Annotated in this window: 17 protein-coding genes and 3 pseudogenes; 14 read left to right on the plus strand and 6 right to left on the minus strand. The window is 69.4% G+C overall.

The window, feature by feature from the left end; genetic code table 11:
- The first annotated feature begins 120 nt into the window (after positions 1 to 120).
- Positions 121 to 2,712: a bifunctional (p)ppGpp synthetase/guanosine-3',5'-bis(diphosphate) 3'-pyrophosphohydrolase gene (locus CLM62_RS37810; protein WP_095754416.1), complete on the plus strand. Its 2,592-nt coding sequence runs from the start codon at positions 121 to 123 to the stop codon at positions 2,710 to 2,712.
- A 64-nt stretch (positions 2,713 to 2,776) separates the two neighbouring features.
- Here the strand turns inward: CLM62_RS37810 and CLM62_RS37815 are convergent, their stop codons facing one another.
- The gene (locus tag CLM62_RS37815; RefSeq protein ID WP_095754417.1) at positions 2,777 to 4,006 is read right to left on the minus strand and encodes a DUF349 domain-containing protein; all 1,230 of its coding nucleotides are present in this window, start codon (positions 4,004 to 4,006) and stop codon (positions 2,777 to 2,779) included.
- A gap of 136 nt (positions 4,007 to 4,142) precedes the next feature.
- Positions 4,143 to 4,964, minus strand: coding sequence for a peptidylprolyl isomerase (locus tag CLM62_RS37820; RefSeq protein WP_095754418.1), 822 nt, complete (start codon positions 4,962 to 4,964; stop codon positions 4,143 to 4,145).
- Between the two features lie 180 nt (positions 4,965 to 5,144).
- Between CLM62_RS37820 and CLM62_RS37825 the strand changes: the two genes are divergently transcribed.
- Positions 5,145 to 5,867 carry an MBL fold metallo-hydrolase gene (locus CLM62_RS37825; protein ID WP_095754419.1) on the plus strand — a complete coding sequence of 241 codons (723 nt, stop codon included), beginning with the start codon at positions 5,145 to 5,147 and terminating at the stop codon, positions 5,865 to 5,867.
- Between the two features lie 13 nt (positions 5,868 to 5,880).
- A complete protein-coding gene (gene hisS / locus CLM62_RS37830) occupies positions 5,881 to 7,143 on the plus strand; it encodes a histidine--tRNA ligase (protein ID WP_095754420.1) in 1,263 nt (420 codons plus the stop codon).
- A 458-nt stretch (positions 7,144 to 7,601) separates the two neighbouring features.
- On the opposite strand, the pseudogene CLM62_RS52815 reads toward hisS, so the two are convergent.
- From CLM62_RS52815 to CLM62_RS37845, 3 pseudogenes are all read right to left on the minus strand, one after another.
- Positions 7,602 to 7,949 (minus strand): annotated as a pseudogene (locus CLM62_RS52815) (response regulator transcription factor).
- Positions 7,946 to 8,176: pseudogene (locus CLM62_RS37840) on the minus strand (sensor histidine kinase); the annotation flags it as partial. The pseudogenes CLM62_RS37840 and CLM62_RS52815, both read right to left, overlap by 4 nt.
- A pseudogene (locus CLM62_RS37845) lies at positions 8,136 to 8,481 on the minus strand (ATP-binding cassette domain-containing protein); the annotation flags it as partial. The pseudogenes CLM62_RS37845 and CLM62_RS37840, both read right to left, overlap by 41 nt.
- Positions 8,482 to 8,626: 145 nt before the next feature.
- Between CLM62_RS37845 and CLM62_RS37850 the strand changes: the two are divergent.
- The 3 genes from CLM62_RS37850 to rpsD all read left to right on the plus strand — a co-directional run bounded on the left by CLM62_RS37850 (position 8,627) and on the right by rpsD (position 11,631).
- Positions 8,627 to 9,289, plus strand: coding sequence for a vitamin K epoxide reductase family protein (locus tag CLM62_RS37850; protein WP_095754422.1), 663 nt, complete (start codon positions 8,627 to 8,629; stop codon positions 9,287 to 9,289).
- A gap of 43 nt (positions 9,290 to 9,332) precedes the next feature.
- A complete protein-coding gene (locus CLM62_RS37855) occupies positions 9,333 to 10,688 on the plus strand; it encodes a replication-associated recombination protein A (protein WP_095754423.1) in 1,356 nt (451 codons plus the stop codon).
- Positions 10,689 to 11,016: 328 nt separating this feature from the next.
- Positions 11,017 to 11,631 carry a 30S ribosomal protein S4 gene (rpsD, locus tag CLM62_RS37860; RefSeq protein WP_095754424.1) on the plus strand — a complete coding sequence of 205 codons (615 nt, stop codon included), beginning with the start codon at positions 11,017 to 11,019 and terminating at the stop codon, positions 11,629 to 11,631.
- Positions 11,632 to 11,655: 24 nt separating this feature from the next.
- On the opposite strand, the gene CLM62_RS52315 is transcribed toward rpsD, so the two are convergent.
- Positions 11,656 to 11,790, minus strand: coding sequence for a hypothetical protein (locus CLM62_RS52315; protein WP_257004322.1), 135 nt, complete (start codon positions 11,788 to 11,790; stop codon positions 11,656 to 11,658).
- 183 nt (positions 11,791 to 11,973) lie between these two features.
- On the opposite strand from CLM62_RS52315, the gene CLM62_RS37870 reads away from it, so the two are divergent.
- The 8 genes from CLM62_RS37870 to CLM62_RS37910 all read left to right on the plus strand — a co-directional run bounded on the left by CLM62_RS37870 (position 11,974) and on the right by CLM62_RS37910 (position 21,438).
- Complete coding sequence (locus CLM62_RS37870) at positions 11,974 to 12,429, plus strand: DUF948 domain-containing protein (protein WP_095754426.1); 456 nt, start codon at positions 11,974 to 11,976, stop codon at positions 12,427 to 12,429.
- 7 nt (positions 12,430 to 12,436) lie between these two features.
- Positions 12,437 to 12,787 (plus strand): hypothetical protein, encoded by a 351-nt coding sequence (locus tag CLM62_RS37875; protein ID WP_095754427.1) that lies wholly within the window; start codon positions 12,437 to 12,439, stop codon positions 12,785 to 12,787.
- Complete coding sequence (alaS, locus tag CLM62_RS37880) at positions 12,787 to 15,459, plus strand: alanine--tRNA ligase (protein ID WP_095754428.1); 2,673 nt, start codon at positions 12,787 to 12,789, stop codon at positions 15,457 to 15,459. Before CLM62_RS37875 ends, alaS begins: the two co-directional genes overlap by 1 nt.
- A 35-nt stretch (positions 15,460 to 15,494) precedes the next feature.
- The gene (gene ruvX, locus CLM62_RS37885; RefSeq protein ID WP_095754429.1) at positions 15,495 to 15,959 is read left to right on the plus strand and encodes a Holliday junction resolvase RuvX; all 465 of its coding nucleotides are present in this window, start codon (positions 15,495 to 15,497) and stop codon (positions 15,957 to 15,959) included.
- A 123-nt stretch (positions 15,960 to 16,082) separates the two neighbouring features.
- The gene (mltG, locus tag CLM62_RS37895; protein WP_095754431.1) at positions 16,083 to 17,807 is read left to right on the plus strand and encodes an endolytic transglycosylase MltG; all 1,725 of its coding nucleotides are present in this window, start codon (positions 16,083 to 16,085) and stop codon (positions 17,805 to 17,807) included.
- On the plus strand, positions 17,788 to 18,627 hold the full coding sequence (locus CLM62_RS37900) for a shikimate dehydrogenase (protein WP_095754432.1): 840 nt from the start codon (positions 17,788 to 17,790) through the stop codon (positions 18,625 to 18,627). Before mltG ends, CLM62_RS37900 begins: the two co-directional genes overlap by 20 nt.
- Positions 18,628 to 18,749: 122 nt before the next feature.
- Positions 18,750 to 20,957, plus strand: a complete 2,208-nt coding sequence (locus tag CLM62_RS37905) for a xanthine dehydrogenase family protein molybdopterin-binding subunit (RefSeq protein ID WP_095754433.1) — start codon at positions 18,750 to 18,752, stop codon at positions 20,955 to 20,957.
- 22 nt (positions 20,958 to 20,979) lie between these two features.
- Complete coding sequence (locus CLM62_RS37910) at positions 20,980 to 21,438, plus strand: (2Fe-2S)-binding protein (protein WP_095754434.1); 459 nt, start codon at positions 20,980 to 20,982, stop codon at positions 21,436 to 21,438.
- The last annotated feature ends 2 nt before the right edge of the window (positions 21,439 to 21,440 follow it).

Here is a 21,440-nt window from a genome sequence, read left to right on the forward strand (position 1 = left end):
TCGCGTTTCTCGGGTAGACGGCCTTCACATTGGCCTGAAGGCGATCCTGGGGCGCAGGATGGCTACCATGGGGTCTCCGGAGCCTGACCGGGGGACCCGGATCGCGCACGAGGAGCCCTCTTGCCAGACGAGGCCCAGCACCTGACCGCCGCCAAGCCCGAGTCCGCCTCGGCAGCGGCGGCGAAGCCCGCGCCGAACGCGACCAACGCGCCGAACGTGAAGAACGACACTCGCGGGCCGGTCCAGCATGCCCAGTCCACGCCCGTCGACAAGCCGGCCGAGCAGACGCGCCCCAAGCCTTCCCCCACTCTCGACTCGTCTCGAGCGGGGGAACCCTCATCGGCCCAGCGGCCCACCAATCCGCCCGCGGTCCGCCCGCCCGCCGGCCAGCCCGCCCGCACCGGCTCCTCCAACCGCGTCCGCGCCCGCCTCGCCCGACTCGGCGTGCAGCGCTCCAACCCCTACAACCCGGTCCTGGAGCCGTTGCTGCGGATAGTCCGCAGCAACGACCCGAAGATCGAGACATCGACGCTCCGCCAGATCGAGCGTGCCTACCAGGTCGCCGAGCGCTGGCACCGCGGCCAGAAACGCAAGAGCGGCGACCCGTACATCACGCACCCCCTCGCGGTGACGACGATCCTCGCCGAACTCGGCATGGACCCGGCCACCCTCATGGCCGGTCTCCTGCACGACACCGTCGAGGACACCGAGTACGGCCTCGACCAGCTCCGCCGCGACTTCGGCGACTCCGTCGCCCTGCTCGTCGACGGCGTCACCAAGCTGGACAAGGTCAAGTTCGGCGAGGCCGCACAGGCCGAGACCGTGCGCAAGATGGTCGTAGCGATGGCCAAGGACCCGCGCGTCCTGGTCATCAAGCTGGCCGACCGCCTGCACAACATGCGCACCATGCGCTACCTCAAGCGCGAGAAGCAGGAGAAGAAGGCGCGCGAGACCCTGGAGATCTACGCGCCGCTCGCCCATCGCCTGGGCATGAACACCATCAAGTGGGAACTGGAGGACCTCGCCTTCGCGATCCTCTACCCCAAGATGTACGACGAGATCGTACGGCTGGTGGCCGAAAGGGCACCGAAGCGTGACGAGTACCTGGCCATAGTGACCGACGAGGTCCAGGCCGACCTGCGGGCCGCCCGGATCAAGGCGACCGTCACCGGCCGCCCGAAGCACTACTACAGCGTCTACCAGAAGATGATCGTCCGCGGCCGTGACTTCGCGGAGATCTACGACCTGGTGGGCATCCGCGTCCTCGTGGACACCGTCCGCGACTGCTACGCAGCCCTCGGCACGGTGCACGCGCGATGGAACCCGGTCCCCGGCCGGTTCAAGGACTACATCGCGATGCCCAAGTTCAACATGTACCAGTCGCTGCACACGACGGTCATCGGACCCAACGGCAAACCGGTCGAGCTCCAGATCCGCACGTTCGACATGCACCGCCGCGCCGAGTACGGCATCGCCGCACACTGGAAGTACAAGCAGGAGGCCGTCGCCGGTGCCTCCAAGGTCCGTACGGACGCGCCGAAGTCATCGTCCGGCAAGGCCGGCAAGGATGCCGGCGCCATCAACGACATGGCGTGGCTGCGGCAACTGCTGGACTGGCAGAAGGAGACCGAGGACCCGGGCGAGTTCCTGGAGTCCCTGCGCTTCGACCTCTCCCGCAACGAGGTCTTCGTCTTCACCCCCAAGGGCGACGTCATAGCGCTCCCGGCCGGGGCCACGCCCGTCGACTTCGCGTACGCGGTGCACACCGAGGTCGGCCACCGCACCATAGGGGCGCGGGTCAACGGCCGTCTCGTACCGCTCGAATCCACCCTGGACAACGGCGACCTGGTGGAGGTCTTCACCTCCAAGGCGTCCGGCGCGGGCCCCTCCCGCGACTGGCTCGGCTTCGTGAAGTCGCCGCGTGCCCGCAACAAGATCCGGGCGTGGTTCTCCAAGGAGCGCCGCGACGAGGCGATCGAGCAGGGCAAGGACGCGATCGTCCGTGCCATGCGCAAACAGAACCTGCCCATCCAGCGCATCCTGACCGGTGACTCACTGGTGACGCTCGCCCACGAGATGCGCTACCCGGACATCTCCGCGCTGTACGCGGCGATCGGCGAGGGCCACGTCTCCGCGCAGAACGTCGTACAGAAGCTGGTCCAGGCGCTCGGCGGCGAGGAGGCCGCCACCGAGGAGATCGACGAGTCGGTACCGCCGTCCCGCGGCCGCAGCCGCAAGCGCCGCTCCAGCACGGACCCGGGTGTCGTCGTCAAGGGCGTCGACGACGTGTGGGTCAAGCTGGCCCGCTGTTGTACGCCCGTCCCCGGCGACCCCATCATGGGCTTCGTCACGCGCGGCAGTGGCGTATCGGTTCATCGCACCGACTGCGTCAACGTCGACTCACTGTCCCGCGAGCCCGAGCGCATCCTCGAGGTCGAGTGGGCACCCACCCAGTCCTCGGTCTTCCTGGTCGCCATCCAGGTCGAGGCCCTGGACCGCTCCCGGCTCCTGTCGGACGTCACGCGCGTGCTGTCCGACCAGCACGTCAACATCCTCTCCGCGGCCGTCCAGACCTCCCGCGACCGCGTCGCCACCTCCCGCTTCACCTTCGAGATGGGCGACCCGAAGCATCTCGGCCATGTGCTGAAGGCCGTACGAGGTGTGGAAGGCGTGTACGACGTGTACCGGGTGACGTCGGCGCGCAGCCGCTAGCACCGCATACGACGAGAGGGGCTCCCGTACCGGACAGGTACGGGAGCCCCTCTTCACGTGTCCGTCAGCCGCCGAACTCCTGCAGACCCTTCAATGCCTGGTCCAGTAGGGCCTGGCGGCCCTCCAGCTCCTTCTCCAGCTTGTCGGCCCTGGCGTTGTTGCCCTGGGCGCGCGCCTGCTCGATCTGGCCCTTCAGCTTGTCCACGGCGGCCTGGAGCTGGCCGGTCAGACCCTCGGCACGCGCGCGTGCCTCCGGGTTGGTCCGGCGCCACTCGGTCTCCTCGGCCTCCTGGATGGCCCGCTCGACGGCGTGCATCCGGCCCTCGACCTTCGGCCGCGCGTCACGGGGCACGTGGCCGATGGCCTCCCAGCGTTCGTTGATCGAGCGGAACGCGGCCCGCGTACCCTTCAGGTCCCCGATCGGCAGGAGCTTCTCGGCCTCCTCGGCCAGCTCCTCCTTCAGCTTCAGGTTCTCGGCCTGCTCGGCGTCGCGTTCGGCGAAGACCGAGCTGCGGGCGGCGAAGAAGACGTCCTGAGCGCCGCGGAAGCGGTTCCACAGGTCGTCCTCGTGCTCGCGCTGGGCACGGCCGGCGGCCTTCCACTCGGCCATCAGCTCGCGGTAGCGCGCCGCGGTCGGACCCCAGTCCGTCGACCCGGACAGCGCCTCCGCCTCCGCGACCAGCCGCTCCTTGGTCTTGCGGGCCTCTTCGCGCTGCGCGTCCAGCGAGGCGAAGTGCGCCTTGCGGCGCTTGGAGAACGCCGAGCGGGCGTGCGAGAAGCGGTGCCACAGCTCGTCGTCCGACTTGCGGTCCAGACGCGGCAGACCCTTCCAGGTGTCCACCAGGGCACGCAGCCGCTCGCCGGCGGCCCGCCACTGGTCGGACTGCGCCAGCTCCTCCGCCTCGGCGACCAGCGCCTCCTTCGCGTGGCGCGCCTCGTCCGACTGCTTCGCCCGCTGCGCCTTGCGCTCCTCGCGGCGCTTCTCGACGAGTTCCACCAGCTTGTCCAGCCGGACCCGGAGCGCGTCCAGGTCGCCGACCGCGTGGTGTGCGTCGACCTGCTCCCGAATGTGGTCGATGGCGGCCTGCGCGTCCTTCGCCGACAGGTCGGTGGTCTTCACTCGCTTCTCGAGGAGGCCGATTTCGACAACCAGGCCCTCGTACTTGCGCTCGAAGTAGGCCAGCGCCTCCTCGGGGGAGCCGGCCTGCCAGGAACCGACGACCTGCTCACCGTCGGCCGTCCGCACGTACACGGTCCCCGTCTCGTCGACGCGTCCCCACGGGTCGCTGCTCACAGCGCCTCCTCCACATGATGCCTGCGGGGGGCCTGACGTACCCCCGGGCATCGTCCACAGTTTCGTCACGGCCAACATAGGCGACCGGCGGGTTGCCTGTCCGCATCCCGCGCGACCGAAATTTCGCAGTTGGCGGTCAGGATTTGGTGACAGTTGCCTTGTTGATCACGACCGTCGCGTTGGGCGCCCCGTCGCCCTGGCCGGTGCTCTCGCCCGCGTCGGCGATCTTCTTCAGCACCTTCATTCCGGAACCGGAGATGGTACCGAACGGTGTGTAGCTGGGCGGCAGCTGACTGTCCTGGAACACGAGGAAGAACTGGCTCCCGCCGGTGTGCGCCTGGCCGGTATTCGCCATCGCGACCGTGCCCGCCGGGTAGACGTTGCCCTTCAGGCTTTTGTCCTTGAGGTTCTCGTCCGGGATCGTGTAGCCGGGACCGCCGCTGCCGGAGCCGGTCGGGTCGCCGCACTGCAGCACGTAGATGCCGTTGGTGGTGAGCCGGTGGCACTTGGTGTGGTCGAAGTAGCCCTTGCCGGCGAGGAAGTTGAACGAGTTCACGGTGTGCGGGGCCGCGGACGTCTTCATCGCGATGTCTATCTCACCGCACGTCGTGGCCAGCTTCATCGTGTACTGCGCCGACTCGTCGATGGTCATCGCCGGCTCCTTCTTCCAGGTCTCGGACTTGACCTTGCCCGCGGCCGGCTTGTCGCACGGGTCCGGCGCCTTGCTGGGCGACGCCTGCGCGCTCGGGCTCGTCTCGGAGCTGGCGTTGGCCTTGTCGTCGCCCTTGAGGACGTCGGTCGTGTACAGGGCCAGGCTGCCCACCAGGATCACGCCGAGCACCGACGCGATCACCGAGTTGCGCATGCGCGCCTTGCGCCGCGCGGCCGTACGCCGCTGCTGCTGCCGCAAGAACTTCTCCCGGGCGAGCTGACGCTTCCGCTGTTCCTGGGTGACCACCGGGTTCTCTCCTCGTGCGTCTCGTACGTCGACTGGGACGCGTGCGTCTTGTGAGCCGACCGCCTGCGTGTGCCCCGTACCGTATATGGGTTCGCTGAGGAATCGGCAGCGCCGGTAGGCTCTGACCACAGGCGCAGCCGCCCTGAAGCACACCCGTATCGACACAAACGAAGGACGATCGTGCTCATTGCCGGGTTCCCCGCCGGGGCTTGGGGTACGAACTGTTATCTCGTCGCCCCCGCCGCCGGTGAGGAGTGCGTGATCATCGACCCCGGCCACCAGGCCGCCGAGGGAGTCGAGGAAACGCTGAAGAAGCATCGGCTCAAGCCCGTCGCCGTCGTCCTCACGCACGGCCACATCGACCACGTGGCCTCGGTCGTCCCGGTGTGCGGCGCGCACGGCGTACCGGCGTGGATCCACCCCGAGGACCGGTACATGATGAACGACCCGTCAATGGGTCTCGGCCGTTCCATCGGGATGCCGCTCATGGGCGAGCTGACTGTGGGGGAGCCGGACGACGTCAAGGAGCTGACCGACGGCGCGAAGCTGGAGTTGGCCGGTCTGGAGCTGTCCGTCGCGCACGCGCCGGGCCATACGAAGGGGTCGGTGACCTTCGGGCTGCCCGAGGCGGCGGACATCCCGCCGATCTTCTTCTCGGGCGACCTGCTCTTCGCCGGCTCCATCGGACGCACCGACCTGCCCGGCGGTGACATGGCCGAGATGCTCGACTCGCTGGCCCGCGTGTGCCTGCCGCTCGACGACTCGACCGTGGTGCTGTCCGGCCACGGCCCCCAGACGACCATCGGCCAGGAGCGCGCCACCAACCCGTATCTGCGGCAAGTGGCCGCAGGCCGCCAAGATCGTGGCGCGGGTGTGGACACCCCTCCCCGACGAGGAATGTGACGAGAGACCTTCCGTGAGCACCTTCAAGGCCCCCAAGGGCACGTACGACCTGACTCCGCCGGACAGCGCCAAGTACCTGGCCGTCCGTGAGGCGATCGCCGCCCCGCTGCGCAACTCCGGTTACGGCTACATCGAGACGCCCGGCTTCGAGAGCGTCGAGTTGTTCGCGCGCGGAGTCGGTGAGTCCACCGACATCGTGACCAAGGAGATGTACGCCTTCGAGACCAAGGGCGGCGACAAGCTGGCCCTGCGCCCCGAGGGCACGGCATCCGTCCTCCGTGCCGCGCTGGAGGCGAACCTGCACAAGGCGGGCAACCTCCCGGTCAAGCTCTGGTACTCGGGCTCGTACTACCGCTACGAGCGCCCCCAGAAGGGCCGTTACCGCCACTTCTCCCAGGTCGGCGCCGAGGCGATCGGTGCGGAGGACCCGGCGCTGGACGCCGAGCTGATCATCCTGGCCGACCAGGCGTACCGCACGCTGGGGCTGAGGAACTTCCGCATCCTTCTGAACAGCCTGGGTGACAAGGAGTGCCGACCGGTCTACCGGGCCGCCCTGCAGGACTTCCTGCGCGGCCTGGACCTGGACGAGGACACGCTGCGCCGTGCGGAGATCAACCCGCTGCGTGTCCTGGACGACAAGCGGGAGTCGGTGCAGAAGCAGCTGACGGGCGCTCCTCTCCTGCGCGACTATCTGTGCGACGCCTGCAAGGCGTACCACGAGGAGGTGCGCGAGCTGATCACGGCGGCGGGCGTCTCCTTCGAGGACGACCCGAAGCTGGTGCGCGGCCTGGACTACTACACCCGCACGACCTTCGAGTTCGTCCACGACGGTCTGGGCTCCCAGTCCGCGGTGGGCGGCGGCGGCCGCTACGACGGCCTGTCGGAGATGATCGGCGGCCCGGCGCTGCCGTCCGTCGGCTGGGCCCTGGGCGTCGACCGCACGGTCCTCGCCCTGGAGGCGGAGGGCGTCGAGCTTGAACTCCCCTCCGCCACCAGCGTGTTCGCGGTGCCGCTCGGCGAGGAGGCCCGCCGGGTCCTGTTCGCCAAGGTCACCGAGCTGCGCAAGGTGGGCATCGCGGCGGACTTCTCCTACGGCGCCAAGGGCCTCAAGGGCGCGATGAAGAACGCCAACCGCAGTGGCGCCCGCTACACGATCGTCGCCGGGGAACGCGACCTCGCCGAGGGCGTGGTGCAGCTGAAGGACATGGGGTCGGGCGAGCAGACGGCGGTCGGCGTGAACGAGATCGTGGCGGAGCTGGAGTCGAGGCTGGGCTGAGGCGGTGGGGCGCGCCGGGTGGTTCTCGCCCCCGCCGCCCCTACCCGTCCCATCCCAGGGGCTCCGCCCCTTTGACCCCGCCAGGGGCTCCGCCCCTTCGACCCCGCCAGGGGCTCCGCCCCTGGACCCTGGCGGGGACTGGGTCCCCTGCACCCGCTGGGATTCCGGCCCAGTACTCCGCTGGGGGCCCGGCCATGGGGCTCCCCCCTGCACCCGGCTGGGTCTTCGCCCCTGCACCCGACGGAGTGCGCTTGCACCCCGCTGGGTTGCGCCCCTTCGACCTCGCCAGGGGTCTGCCCCTGTACGTCGGCGGGGACTACGTCCCCTGCGCCCGCTGGGAATTCCGGCCCAGAATTCCGCCGGGGCTTCGCCCCTGCACCCGCTGGGAGTTCCGGCCCTGAATATCGCTGAGGGCCTGGCCCAGGGCTCCGCCCCCGCACCCATCGACCTGAACGGCCTCATCCCCACGCCGGACGGGCGCGGGTGGTTTCACCTCTTGATCTGCCGAGTCGGGTGGTGGGTGGGCATAGGCCGGGGGTCTGGGGCGGAGCCACCAGCTTTCCGAAGGCCCGCAGCAGGTGGGTTTACTGTCGACTCCCCGATGCACAGCCGCCGCCCGATCTCGGCGTTCGTACACCCCCTCGGCCACGAGCCGCAGCACCGCCGTCTCCCGCTCCGACAGGTGTGGCCGCCCGCGGACCGCTGGAGGCGTCGGCGACGACCTCCAGGTCCGGGTCGGCACTCAGCATCGCCCGCAGACCCTCCCGTACGACGGGGTGGTCGTCGGCCAGGATGATCCGGATCACGATGCGCTCCTTGACGGCGACAGGGACGGTGGTACGGGGAGGCGGACCGTCACTGTCGTGCCGGCGCCCGGCGCGCTGCTGATCCGTGTTGTGCCGCCCACCTCGGCGGCCCGGGCGCGCAGTCCCGCCAGACCGTAGCCGTCACCGGCGGCGCCCGGGTCGAAGCCGCAGCCGTCGTCCCGTACGGACACCGTCAGGGTCTCGTCGGCGTGCGCCAGCGCGATGTGTTTCGCGGATCGTCAACTCCGCGGGCGCGGATTCGTCCTGCCAGACGATTCCGACACGCGAGCGCCACGCGCACGTGCCGTGCGCCGGGTCCGTGCCCAGCACGGACACCTCGCCCCCGTCCCGCGCGCGGTTGCCCTGGAGGCTCTCCACCGTCGTGCTCTTGCCCGCGCCATTGGGGCCGAGCAGTCCGAAGACCTCGCCCCTGCGGATACCGAGATCGATGCCAGTCGACCGCGGTCACGTAGCCGTACTGCTTGCGCGGCCCCCGCACGTCCACCGCGAGTCCGTTCGCGTGTGCTGTCATGGAGACGAGCCTCGTCCTGAATCGAGCGCTCCGGGACGACCGTGCGTACCTCCTTACGTCCACCGAACGGTGGACACGCGCGCGCGTGCGGCACAATGGCCCGTGTCCCGACCAGGTCCAACTCTCAAGTGACGGAATCGGCGTGATGAGCAAGACGACAGTCAAAGACGTCTCCACCGAGCCCGAACCCGAGCCCGAGCGAGCGGACGTCGCGCCGCGGTCGGTGGGCGGTAGTCGCGCGTTCGCCCTGCTGCTGGTGATCACCGGTGCGGCGGGACTGCTCGCCGCGTGGGTCATCACGATCGACAAGTTCAAGCTGCTCGAGGCCAAGGTCGAGGGCAAGTCCTTCACACCGGGCTGCAGCCTGAACCCCGTCGTCTCCTGCGGCAGCGTCATGGAGAGCAAGCAGGCCGCCGCCTTCGGGTTCCCCAACCCGATGCTCGGTCTCGTCGCCTACGGCATCGTCATCTGCGTCGGCATGAGCCTTCTCGGCCGCGCCCGCTTCCCGCGCTGGTACTGGCTCACCTTCAACGCCGGCACCCTCTTCGGCGTCGGCTTCTGCGCCTGGCTGACGTTCCAGTCCCTGTACCGCATCAACGCGCTGTGCCTGTGGTGCTGCCTGGCCTGGGTCGCGACGATCATCATGTTCTGGTACGTGACCTCGTTCAACGTGCGCAACGGCTTTCTGCCCGCGCCCAGCTGGCTGAAGAGCTTCTTCGGCGAGTTCACCTGGGTCATGCCGGTACTGCACATCGGCATCATCGGCATGCTGATCCTGACCCGCTGGTGGGACTTCTGGACCAGCTGACGCGGCCTCCGCGTTGTCAGTGCGGTGATTTAGGGTTCTGAGCGTGGAGCCCGATCTGTTCACCGCAGCCGCAGAAGAACGCCAGGAGAAGGAGCCGTCCAGCAGCCCCCTGGCGGTCCGGATGCGCCCGCGCACCCTCGACGAGGTCGTGGGCCAGCAGCATCTGCTGAAGCCGGGTTCCCCGCTGCGCAGGCTGGTCGGCGAGGGCGGCGGCGGCCCGGCCGGACCGTCCTCGGTGATCCTGTGGGGCCCGCCCGGCACCGGCAAGACGACCCTGGCGTACGTCGTCTCCAAGGCCACCAACAAGCGCTTCGTGGAGCTCTCGGCGATCACCGCCGGCGTCAAGGAGGTCCGCGCGGTCATCGACGGCGCCCGCCGCGCCACCGGCGGATACGGCAAGGAGACCGTCCTCTTCCTCGACGAGATCCACCGCTTCAGCAAGGCCCAGCAGGACTCCCTGCTCCCCGCGGTCGAGAACCGCTGGGTGACACTGATCGCCGCGACGACCGAGAACCCGTACTTCTCGGTCATCTCCCCGCTCCTGTCCCGCTCCCTCCTCCTCACCCTCGAACCCCTCACCGACGAGGACCTGCGCGGCCTGGTGCACCGCGCCCTGGCCGACGAGCGCGGTCTGAAGGGCGCCGTCACCCTCCCCGAGGACACCGAGGCCCACCTGCTGCGCATCGCCGGCGGCGACGCCCGCCGCGCCCTGACCGCCCTGGAAGCCGCCGCCGGGGCCGCGCTGGACAAGGGCGAGACGGAGGTCGGCCTCACCACGCTCGAGGAGACCGTCGACCGCGCCGCCGTGAAGTACGACCGCGACGGCGACCAGCACTACGACGTGGCCAGCGCCCTCATCAAGTCCATCCGCGGCTCCGACGTCGACGCGGCCCTGCACTACCTCGCCCGCATGATCGAGGCCGGCGAGGACCCCCGCTTCATCGCCCGCCGCCTGATGATCTCCGCCAGCGAGGACATCGGGCTCGCCGACCCGGGCGCCCTCCCCATAGCGGTCGCGGCCGCCCAGGCGGTCGCCATGATCGGCTTCCCCGAGGCCGCCCTCACCCTCAGCCACGCCACCATCGCCCTCGCCCTGGCCCCCAAGTCCAACTCCGCGACCACCGCGATCGGCGCCGCCCTGGACGACGTACGAAAGGGCCAGGCCGGTCCGGTGCCGCCGCATCTGCGCGACGGGCACTACAAGGGCGCCGCCAAGCTGGGACACGCACAGGGGTACGTGTATCCGCACGACCTGCCCGAGGGCATCGCCGCCCAGCAGTACGCCCCGGACGCCATCAAGGACCGCGAGTACTACACGCCGGGCCGGCACGGCGCGGAGGCGCGGTACGCGGACGCCGTTGAGTGGACCAGGAAACACCTCGGTCGCAAGCGGCCTTGAGCACCCTGTAGACTCACCTGAAGTGCTGAGTCCCGTGTCCGGACCCCGCAAGGGAGCCGGCACCACCAGAACGGGACATCCAGCCGGAGGCCTGGTCCGCCAGGATCTCCAGGAGCGTCGCGCACCGTCGAACGGTGTCGCGGGCAGCCCACCACCACCCGGAGCTCCGGGAAGGGTCGGTGGGCCACTCGCGTGCTGCACGTATGTGCCCAGACCAGGGGAGCGGCTGCCCCGCAGGTCCCCTTGCGGACCCGCAGGGTTTCCCCGGCTGCGGATGCGACCTCCCCTAACCCTGGTGAGCCGGATACAGACAGAGAGACTAAAGACAGTGGCGAATCAGTCCCGCCCCAAGGTCAAGAAGTCGCGTGCCCTCGGTATCGCGCTGACCCCGAAGGCCGTCAAGTACTTCGAGGCCCGCCCCTACCCGCCGGGTGAGCACGGCCGTGGCCGCAAGCAGAACTCGGACTACAAGGTCCGTCTGCTGGAGAAGCAGCGTCTGCGCGCGCAGTACGACGTGTCCGAGCGCCAGCTCGTCCGCGCCTACGAGCGTGCCTCCAAGGTTCAGGGCAAGACCGGTGAGGCCCTGATCATCGAGCTGGAGCGTCGTCTCGACGCCCTGGTCCTGCGTTCGGGCATCGCCCGCACGATCTACCAGGCCCGTCAGATGGTCGTCCACGGCCACATCGAGGTCAACGGCCAGAAGGTCGACAAGCCGTCCTTCCGCGTCAAGCCCGACGACGTCGTGATGGTCCGCGAGCGCAGCCGCGAGAAGACCCTCTTCTCGATCGCCCGTGAGGGCGGCTTCGCCCCCGACGGCGAGACCCCGCGCTACCTCCAGGTGAACCTCCGCGCCCTGGCCTTCCGCCTGGACCGCGAGCCGAACCGCAAGGAGATCCCGGTGATCTGCGACGAGCAGCTCGTCGTCGAGTACTACGCCCGCTGATCACCAGCAGGCCGTAGCACCACCTCAGCCCGCCGTCTCCCCGCCCATCAGGGTGGGCGAGGCGGCGGGCTTCGGCATGTCCACAGCGCCCCCGCCAGGCCGGAGTTCGGCCGAGCGGCCCACGAACGTGTCGGGCTCCAGAGGCAGATTGCCGGGCACGGGAGCGCTGTCGTGCTGATGGATGCGCAGGACACACGGAGCGTCCTGAGCCGTATCCAGTCCGTACAATCGCTCCGCGCGACCCGAGTGCGCGCGGGCGGGAATCCGGTACGGAGCCCCATCCCCGGCGCGATAGGCTCGGCGTACGACTTTTTCGATACTCAGGCACGTTTCAGGGAGCGGGTGCACACAGTGTCCGGTGGAGAGGTTGCCGGGATCCTGGTGGCCGTCTTCTGGGCGATCCTGGTCTCCTTCCTCGCCGTCGCACTGGTGAGGCTGGCCCAGACGCTCAGGGCGACCACCAAGCTGGTGGCGGAGGTGACCGATCAGGCGGTCCCGCTGCTGGCCGACGCCTCCTCGGCGGTGCGCTCCGCGCAGACCCAGATCGACCGGGTCGACGCGATCGCCTCCGACGTCCAGGAGGTCACGTCGAACGCCTCGGCGCTCTCGACCACCGTCGCCTCCACCTTCGGCGGTCCCCTGGTCAAGGTCGCGGCCTTCGGGTACGGCGTGCGCCGCGCCCTCGGCGGCCGACGTGACGACGTGCCCGCCAAGGAGCCTCGACGTACCGTGATCGTGGGCCGTACGGTCCCGTCCGCGCGGCGGAGCAAGCGGAACAACCGCGGAAAGAAGGACTGACCCAAGGATGTTCCGCCGTACCTTCTGGTTCACCACGGGCGTCGCCGCCGGTGTCTGGGCCACCACCAAGGTCAACCGCAAGCTGAAGCAGCTGACCCCCGAGAACCTCGCCGCCACGGCGACGAACAAGGCGATCGAGGCCGGTCACCGGCTCAAGGACCGCGCGGTGGGCTTCGCGCTCGACGTCCGGGACAACATGGCCCAGCGGGAGGAGGAACTGGGCGACGCGCTCGGGATCAACGCCCCCGTCGACCCCGAACTCCCCGCACCCCGGCGGTACGCCGCCATCGAGAACCGCAACAACCCCAAGTACGTCGAGAGGCCGACGTACTCGTACAACCGGAATGAGGACCACTGATGGAGTCGGCTGAAATCCGCCGCCGCTGGTTGAGCTTCTTCGAGGAGCGCGGTCACACCGTCGTCCCTTCGGCGTCGCTCATCGCGGACGACCCGACTCTGCTGCTCGTCCCGGCCGGCATGGTGCCCTTCAAGCCCTACTTCCTGGGTGAGGTCAAGCCGCCCTTCAGCCGCGCCACGAGCGTGCAGAAGTGCGTCCGCACGCCCGACATCGAAGAGGTCGGCAAGACCACCCGCCACGGCACCTTCTTCCAGATGTGCGGCAACTTCTCCTTCGGCGACTACTTCAAGGAAGGCGCCATCAAGTACGCCTGGGAGCTGCTCACCACGCCCCAGGACAAGGGCGGTTACGGCCTCGATCCCGAGCGCCTGTGGATCACCGTCTACAAGGACGACGACGAGGCCGAGCGCATCTGGCACGAGATCGTCGGCGTACCCAAGGAGCGCATCCAGCGCCTCGGCATGAAGGACAACTACTGGTCCATGGGCGTCCCCGGCCCGTGCGGCCCCTGTTCCGAGATCAACTACGACCGCGGCCCCGAGTTCGGCGTCGAGGGCGGCCCCGCCGTCAACGACGAGCGGTACGTGGAGATCTGGAACCTCGTCTTCATGCAGTACGAGCGCGGCGAGGGCATCGGCAAGGACAACTTCGAGATCCTCGGCGACCTGCCGAGCAAGAACATCGACACGGGCCTCGGCATGGAGCGGCTCGCCATGATTCTGCAGGGCGTGCAGAACATGTACGAGATCGACACCTCCATGGCCGTCATCAAGAAGGCCACCGAGCTGACCGGCGTGGCCTACGGCGACGCCCACGACTCGGACGTCTCGCTGCGCGTGGTCACCGACCACATGCGCACGTCCGTGATGCTCATCGGCGACGGCGTGACCCCTGGCAACGAGGGCCGCGGCTACGTTCTGCGCCGCATCATGCGCCGCGCCATCCGCAACATGCGGCTGCTCGGCGCCACCGGCCCGGTCGTCAAGGACCTTATCGACACGGTCATCGAGATGATGGGCCAGCAGTACCCGGAGCTGGTCACGGACCGCGAGCGCATCGAGAAGGTCGCCGTCGCCGAGGAGAACGCCTTCCTCAAGACGCTGAAGGCCGGCACCAACATCCTCGACACGGCCGTCACCGAGACCAAGGCCACCGGCTCCGCCGTCCTGCCCGGCGACAAGGCCTTCCTGCTCCACGACACCTGGGGCTTCCCGATCGACCTCACCCTGGAGATGGCCGCCGAGCAGGGGCTCTCCGTGGACGAGGACGGCTTCCGCCGCCTGATGAAGGAGCAGCGGGAGCGCGCCAAGGCCGACGCCCAGTCCAAGAAGACCGGCCACGCCGGCGTCGGCGCCTACCGCGAGATCGCCGACAAGGCCGGCGAGACCGACTTCATCGGCTACACCGACACCGAGGGCGAGTCCACGATCGTCGGCATCCTCGTCGACGGCGTCTCGTCGCCGGCCGCCACCGAGGGCGACGAGGTCGAGATCGTCCTCGACCGCACCCCGTTCTACGCCGAGGGCGGCGGTCAGATCGGCGACACCGGCCGTATCAAGGTCGACTCCGGTGCCGTCATCGAGGTCCGCGACTGCCAGAAGCCGGTCCCGGGCGTGTACGTCCACAAGGGCGTCGTCCAGGTCGGCGAGGTGACGGTCGGTGCCACGGCCCACGCCTCGATCGACGACCGCCGCCGCAAGGCCATCGCCCGCGCCCACTCGGCCACCCACCTCACGCACCAGGCCCTGCGCGACGCCCTCGGCCCGACGGCCGCCCAGGCCGGCTCCGAGAACCAGCCCGGCCGCTTCCGCTTCGACTTCGGCTCGCCCTCCGCCGTCCCCACGGCCGTGATGACCGACGTCGAGCAGAAGATCAACGAGGTGCTCGCCCGCGACCTCGACGTCCGTGCCGACGTCATGGGCATCGACGAGGCCAAGAAGCAGGGCGCCATCGCCGAGTTCGGCGAGAAGTACGGCGACCGCGTGCGGGTAGTGACGATCGGCGACTTCTCCAAGGAGCTGTGCGGCGGCACGCACGTGCACAACACCGCCCAGCTGGGCCTGGTGAAGCTGCTCGGCGAGTCGTCGATCGGCTCGGGTGTCCGCCGTATCGAGGCCCTCGTCGGTGTGGACGCTTACAACTTCCTCGCCCGGGAGCACACGGTCGTCGCCCAGCTCCAGGAGCTGATCAAGGGCCGCCCGGAGGAGCTCCCGGAGAAGGTTTCGGCCATGCTCGGCAAGCTGAAGGACGCCGAGAAGGAGATCGAGAAGTTCCGCGCCGAGAAGGTCCTCCAGGCCGCGGCCGGCCTCGCCGAGTCCGCCAAGGACGTACGAGGCGTCGCCCTGGTCACCGGTCAGGTCCCGGACGGCACGACCGCCGACGACCTGCGCAAGCTGGTCCTCGACGTGCGCGGCCGCATCCAGGGCGGACGAGCCGCCGTGGTCGCCCTGTTCAGCACGGTGGGCGGTAAGCCGCTGACGGTCATCGCCACCAACGAGGCCGCCCGCGAGCGCGGCCTCAAGGCCGGCGACCTGGTCCGTACGGCCGCCAAGACCCTCGGCGGCGGCGGTGGCGGCAAGCCGGACGTCGCCCAGGGCGGCGGCCAGAACCCGGCCGCCATCGGCGAGGCCGTCGACGCCGTCGAGCGGCTCGTGGCGGAAACGGCCAAGTGAGCGCAGCCGGACAGGCGAGCGGAGACGGCGGCGGCATGCGCCGCGGCCGTCGGCTCGCGATCGATGTCGGGGACGCCCGCATCGGGGTCGCCTCCTGCGACCCCGACGGGATCCTCGCCACCCCGGTGGAGACGGTCCCCGGCCGGGACGTCCCCGCGGCTCACCGCCGACTCGGGCAACTGGTCGAGGAGTACGAGCCGATCGAGGTCGTCGTCGGTCTCCCTCGCTCCCTCAAGGGCGGCGAGGGCCCGGCCGCGGTAAAAGTTCGTGGCTTCGCCCAGGAGCTCGCGAAGGGCATCGCGCCTGTCCCGGTCCGGCTCGTCGACGAGCGGATGACGACCGTGACGGCCAGTCAGGGACTGCGCGCCTCAGGGGTGAAGTCCAAGAAGGGCAGATCGGTCATCGACCAGGCAGCGGCCGTGATCATCTTGCAGCAGGCCCTGGAATCCGAACGGGTGTCAGGTAAAGCACCCGGCGAACGCGTCGAAGTGGTCATCTGATCGCGATACGGTAACGTTCCGCGCGATGCGGCGGTGTTCGAACAGCCGTCGTACAGAAAGAGGCGGAACGGGAGCCGAGCCGTAAACGAATGGCGACCGCCGCTTCGCGGCTCTAGGGGATCGATGACTGAGTATGGCCGGGGCGAAGGCTCCGAACCGTGGCATCCGGAGGACCCGTTGTACGGGGACGGCGGATGGGGCGGACAGCAGGCCCAGGAGGGTCAGCAGTCCCCCTACGGCGGCCAGCCGCAGCACTATCCGGAGCAGCCGCAGCAGCCGCAGTACGGCGACTGGGGCAACGGCCGGCAGGCCGCATACGGTCAGGCGCAGCAGCACTACCAGCAGCAGCACCAGCAGCAGTACGGCGAGCAGCAGTACAACCAGCAGCAGTACAACCAGCAGCAGTACAACCAGCAGTACGACCAGCAGCAGTACGGGGCCCAGCCGCAGCAGCAGTACGACAATGGCGACTGGGCCACCGGCACGCACTCGCATGTCCAGTACGCCGCCTCGGACCCGTACGGGCAGCAGGGCATGGCGTACGGCGGGCAGCAGCCTGACCACTACGGCACCCCGGACGCGTATCCGCCGCCGGAACCGCCCAGTCGGCGGCGCGCCGAACCGGAGCCGCGGACCGACTGGGACCCGGGCCCTGACCAGGGCGAACACGCCTTCTTCGCGGGCGGCGGCGATGACGACGACAGCGACGACGAGGCGGGAGACGGTGGCGGGCGCGGCGACCGGCGGGGCCGTGGCGGCAAGGAGAAGAAGCGCCGCAGCGGATGCGCCTGTCTGGTGGTCCTGCTGGTGCTCGGTGGCGGAGTGGGTGGAGTCGGATATTTCGGCTACCAGTACTACCAGGATCGTTTCGCCCCGGCTCCGGACTTCGCCGGCGAAGGCACGAGCCAGATCGTGACCGTCGAGATCCCCAAGGGCGCGACCGGTGCCGCGATCGGCCGGGCGCTGAAGGCGGCTGGCGTCGTCAAGAGCGTCGACGCCTTCGTGTCCGCGCAGTCGCAGAATCCCGAAGGGAACAAGATCCAGGCCGGCGCCTATCTGCTGAAGAAGCAGATGTCCGCCGAGAGTGCCGTCGCGATGATGCTCGACCCCAAGAGCCAGAACAATGTGCTGGTCAAGCCGGGCGAGCGCAACATCAGCGTCTACCAGGCGATCGACGAGCAGCTCGAATTGTCGTCCGGCACCACCAAGAAGGTCGCCGAGAAGCAGTACGACAGCCTCGGCTTGCCGAGCTGGGCGGACGACAACAAGGAGATCAAGGACCCGCTGGAGGGCTTCCTCTACCCAGGCACCTATCCCGCCGCCAAGGGTATGAAGCCCGAGACGGTCCTGAAGGAGATGGTGGCCCAGGCCGCGCGGAAGTACGACCAGTTCGGCGTGGAGGCCAAGGCCAAGGCGCTCAAGCTGAAGAGCCCGCTGCAGGTCGTCACGGTCGCGAGCCTCGTCCAGGCCGAGGGCAAGACCATCGAGGACTACCGCAAGATGGCGGAGGTGGTCTACAACCGCCTCGATCTCGCGAACCCCGAGACCTACGGGCTCCTGCAGTTCGACTCGACCTTCAATTACCTGAAGAACGAGAGCAACATCGACATCAGCGAGTCGGAGATCAACAACAACAAGGACCCGTACAACACGTACACACAGAAGGGTCTGCCGCCCGGTCCGATCGGAAACCCGGGTGACGTCGCCATGAAGGCGACGCTCGATCCGACCAAGGACGGCTGGTACTACTTCGTGGCTGTCGACGGTGTCAGTAAGACCGAATTCGCCAAGACGCATGCCGAATTCCAGAGGCTCAAGGACAAGTTCAATGAGAGCTCGGGCAGCTGACGCTCGCCGGGCAGCAGTTCTCGGCAAGCCCATCGCCCACTCCCTCTCCCCGGCGCTGCACCGCGCCGCCTACCAGGAACTGGGGCTCACGGACTGGTCGTACGACCGGTTCGAGGTCGACGAGGCCGCCCTGCCCGGGTTCATGGCGGAACTCGGGCCGGAGTGGGCCGGGCTGTCGCTGACCATGCCGCTGAAGCGGGCCGTTATCCCGCTCCTCGACGAGATCACCGACACGGCGGCCTCGGTCGAGGCGGTCAACACGGTCGTGTTCACCGAGGACGGCCGCCGGGTCGGCGACAACACCGACATCCCCGGCATGGTCGCCGCCCTGCGGGAGCGGGGGATCGAGCAGGTCGACTCGGCCGCGATCCTCGGCGCGGGCGCCACCGCCTCCTCCGCGCTGGCCGCGCTGGCCCGGATCTGCACCGGCGAGGTCGTCGCCTACGTCCGCAGCGAGGCCCGCGCCGCCGAGATGCGGCAGTGGGGCGAGCGGCTCGACGTCGAGGTCCGTACGGCGGACTGGGCCGACGCCGCTCAGGCGCTGCGCGCACCGCTCGTCGTCGCCACCACCCCGGCAGGTACGACCGACGCCCTGTCCTCGGCCGTACCGGAGCAGCCCGCCACGCTCTTCGACGTGCTCTACGACCCGTGGCCGACCGAACTCGCCGCCCGGTGGTCCGCGTACGGCGGGGCCGTCGTCAGCGGACTCGACCTGCTGATCCACCAGGCGGTGCTCCAGGTCGAGCAGATGACGGGGCGCGCGCCGGCGCCTCTGGACGCCATGCGGAAGGCCGGCGAACACGAGCTCGCGGCTCGCTAGTAGCCGCCCGGTTTTCGCGGCGGCGCGTGGTAATTCTGTGAATCCCCTTTACCGATCGGTAACTTCTGGTCAGGATCTCCGGGCGACCCGGCAACGTCGGCGGGTCGCCGAACGGAGCTGCCATGCCACGTCACAGCCGGCGCAGGTTTCTCACCTATCTGGTGGCCGCGCCCACGCTCGCTGTCGCGACCAAGATCGGTCTGGACACCTTCGCCCCCGGCGACGCCGAGGGGGCGGTACCCACCCCGCCGGCCCCGGCCGATCTGGTCGACCTCGGTGATCTGCTGATCCTGGCCGGGAAGCCCACCGCGTCCATGCTGGTGCTCAGCGTCGACGAGGAGGGCGTCGCCCACTTCCGGCTGCCCCGGGAGGAGGTCGGCCAGGGGCTCACCACCGCGGTGGCCATGCTGGTCGCGGAGGAACTGGACACCCCACTCGACCGCGTCCGCGTCCAGCTGGAGGACGCCCGGCCCGAGCTGCTGTTCAACCAGCTGACCGGCAGCTCCAACTCCGTCCGGTCCCTGTACGACCCGGTACGGCACACCGCGGCCGGGGCACGCGCCCGGATGGTCGGCGCGGCTGCCCGGCAATGGGACCTCGGCGCAAGCGACTTGACGGTACGTCAGGGTGTCGTGGTCGCGCCCGACGGCCGTACCGCCTCGTACGGCTCGCTGTCGGCTGCCGCCGCCTCCCTCAGCCTGGGCGCCCTGACCGTCACGCCCAAGAAGGAGTCGGACCACACCCTCGTCGGCACCCCCACCTCGCGCGTCGACGCCCGCGCCCTGGTCACCGGCAAGCACCAGTACACGCTCGACCTCGACGTCCCCGGCGCCGAACCGTGCATGGTGCGGCGCCCGCCGACCGTCAACGGCGCCGTGAAGTCGGTGAACAACGAGGCGGCCGTACGTGCCATGCCGGGCGTGCTGGACGTGGTCACCATCGACACCGGCGTGGCTGTGGTCGCCGAGACGTTCGGGCAGGCCCTGGACGCCAAGAACGCCCTGGACGTCACCTGGGGGCCGGGGACCGTGGACGAGCTGTCCGACGACGACATCCGGGCGAAGCTGAAGGCGGCGACCCCGTCGCTGGATGTCCTCGGGGCTCTGGTGAAGAAGGTGGAGGCCGAGTTCGACTTCGCGTTCGCCAGTCACGCCCCGATGGAGACCAACTCCGCCGTCGCGGACGTGCGCGCCGACCGCGCGGAGATCTGGTCGGGGCTCAAGTCGCCGATCATCGCGCAGGCGGCCGTCGCCAAGGCTGTCGGGCTGCCGGTTTCCAAAGTCACCATGCACGTGATGCAGTCGGGCGGTTCCTTCGGGCGGCGGCTGTTCTACGACGCGGCCCTGGAGGCCGCCGTCGTGTCCAAGAAGACCGGCCGCCCCGTCCGCCTGATGTGGTCGCGGATCGACGACATGCGGCACGGCCGGATGCGGCCCGCCACCCACCACCGGGTCCGTGCCACCTACGCCGCCGGTCAGGTACTCACCTTCCAGCACCAGGTGGCGGCCGTGGAGACCGACTTCCGGCACGGCCTCGGCGACGCGGTCACCGCCGCCGCGGCCCATCTGCCCACCGGCCTCGGCAACGCGACCTTCGCCCAGACCCTGTTCTTGACCACGGTGAAGTCCCCCTACAACTTCGGCGTCACCACGCAGACGCTCACCGAGGTGCCGCTCAAGATGCACACCGGATCGTGGCGTTCGGTGTACTCGGCCAACACACGCGGCGCCGAGGAGATCATCGTCGACGAACTGGCGGCGAAGTTCGGCAAGGACCCCGTCGCCTTCCGGCGCGCGTTCCTCAAGACCGCCCGGCAGCGGGCCGTTCTCGACAAGGTCGCGGAGGAGGGTGAGTGGGGGCGGAGCCTGCCGGACGGCTGGGCCCAGGGTGTCGGCTTCCACGAGGAGTACAAGTCCTGCACGGCCTGCCTGGTGGAGATCGACGCCACCGATCCGAAGAAGCCCCGCGTGACGAGGGCGGTCGTCGCGGCCGACGTGGGCCGGGTGATCAACCCGCGCGGCCTGGAGGCGCAGTTGCTCGGCGGCCTGACGGACGCGATCTCCACCACCCTGCGTGCGGGGCTCCACATCGACAAGGGGCTCCCGCTGGAGGGCAGCTACTCGCAGTTCCACTACGCCCGTCAGAAGGACTCCCCGAAGGACGTGAAGGTCTTCGTCATCGAGGGCGGCGACGAACCCGGCGGCGCGGGTGAACTCGGCGTCCCGGCGGCTGTCGGTGCCGTCGCCAACGCCTACGCCCGGGCCACGGGCACCAGGCCGCGCAGCTTTCCCGTCACCTTCGACGTGGACTTCACGCCCTTCCCTCGCTGAGCATCCCGCAAGGAGCCCGTACGTGCCCTCCCACACCTTCACCGTCAACGGGAAGACCGTCACCGTCGACGCCCCCGACGACCTGCCCCTGCTGTGGGCCCTGCGGGACCTGCTCGGCGTCCGCGGCCCGAAGTACGGCTGCGGCATCGACGTCTGCAAGGCCTGCACCAGCCACCTCGACGGCGAAGCGATCCGCCCCTGTGTGGTCCCGGTCGCCGAGGCCGCGGGCCACGAGGTCACCACCATCGAGGGGCTCGCCGACGGCGACCGGCTGCACCCCGTCCAGGAGGCCTGGCTGGAACAGGACGTCGCCCAGTGCGGCTACTGCCAGCCCGGGCAGATCATGGCCGCCGTCGCCCTCCTCAAGCGCACCGGCGACCCCACCGACGCCGACATCGACGAGATCGCCAACGTCTGCCGCTGCGGTACGTACTTCCGCATCCGCGAGGCGATCAAGAGCGCGGCGGCGCGGATGGGGTGACC

Origin of the sequence: Streptomyces sp. SA15 (assembly GCF_002291145.1) — a bacterium.
Lineage (GTDB): Bacteria > Actinomycetota > Actinomycetes > Streptomycetales > Streptomycetaceae > Streptomyces.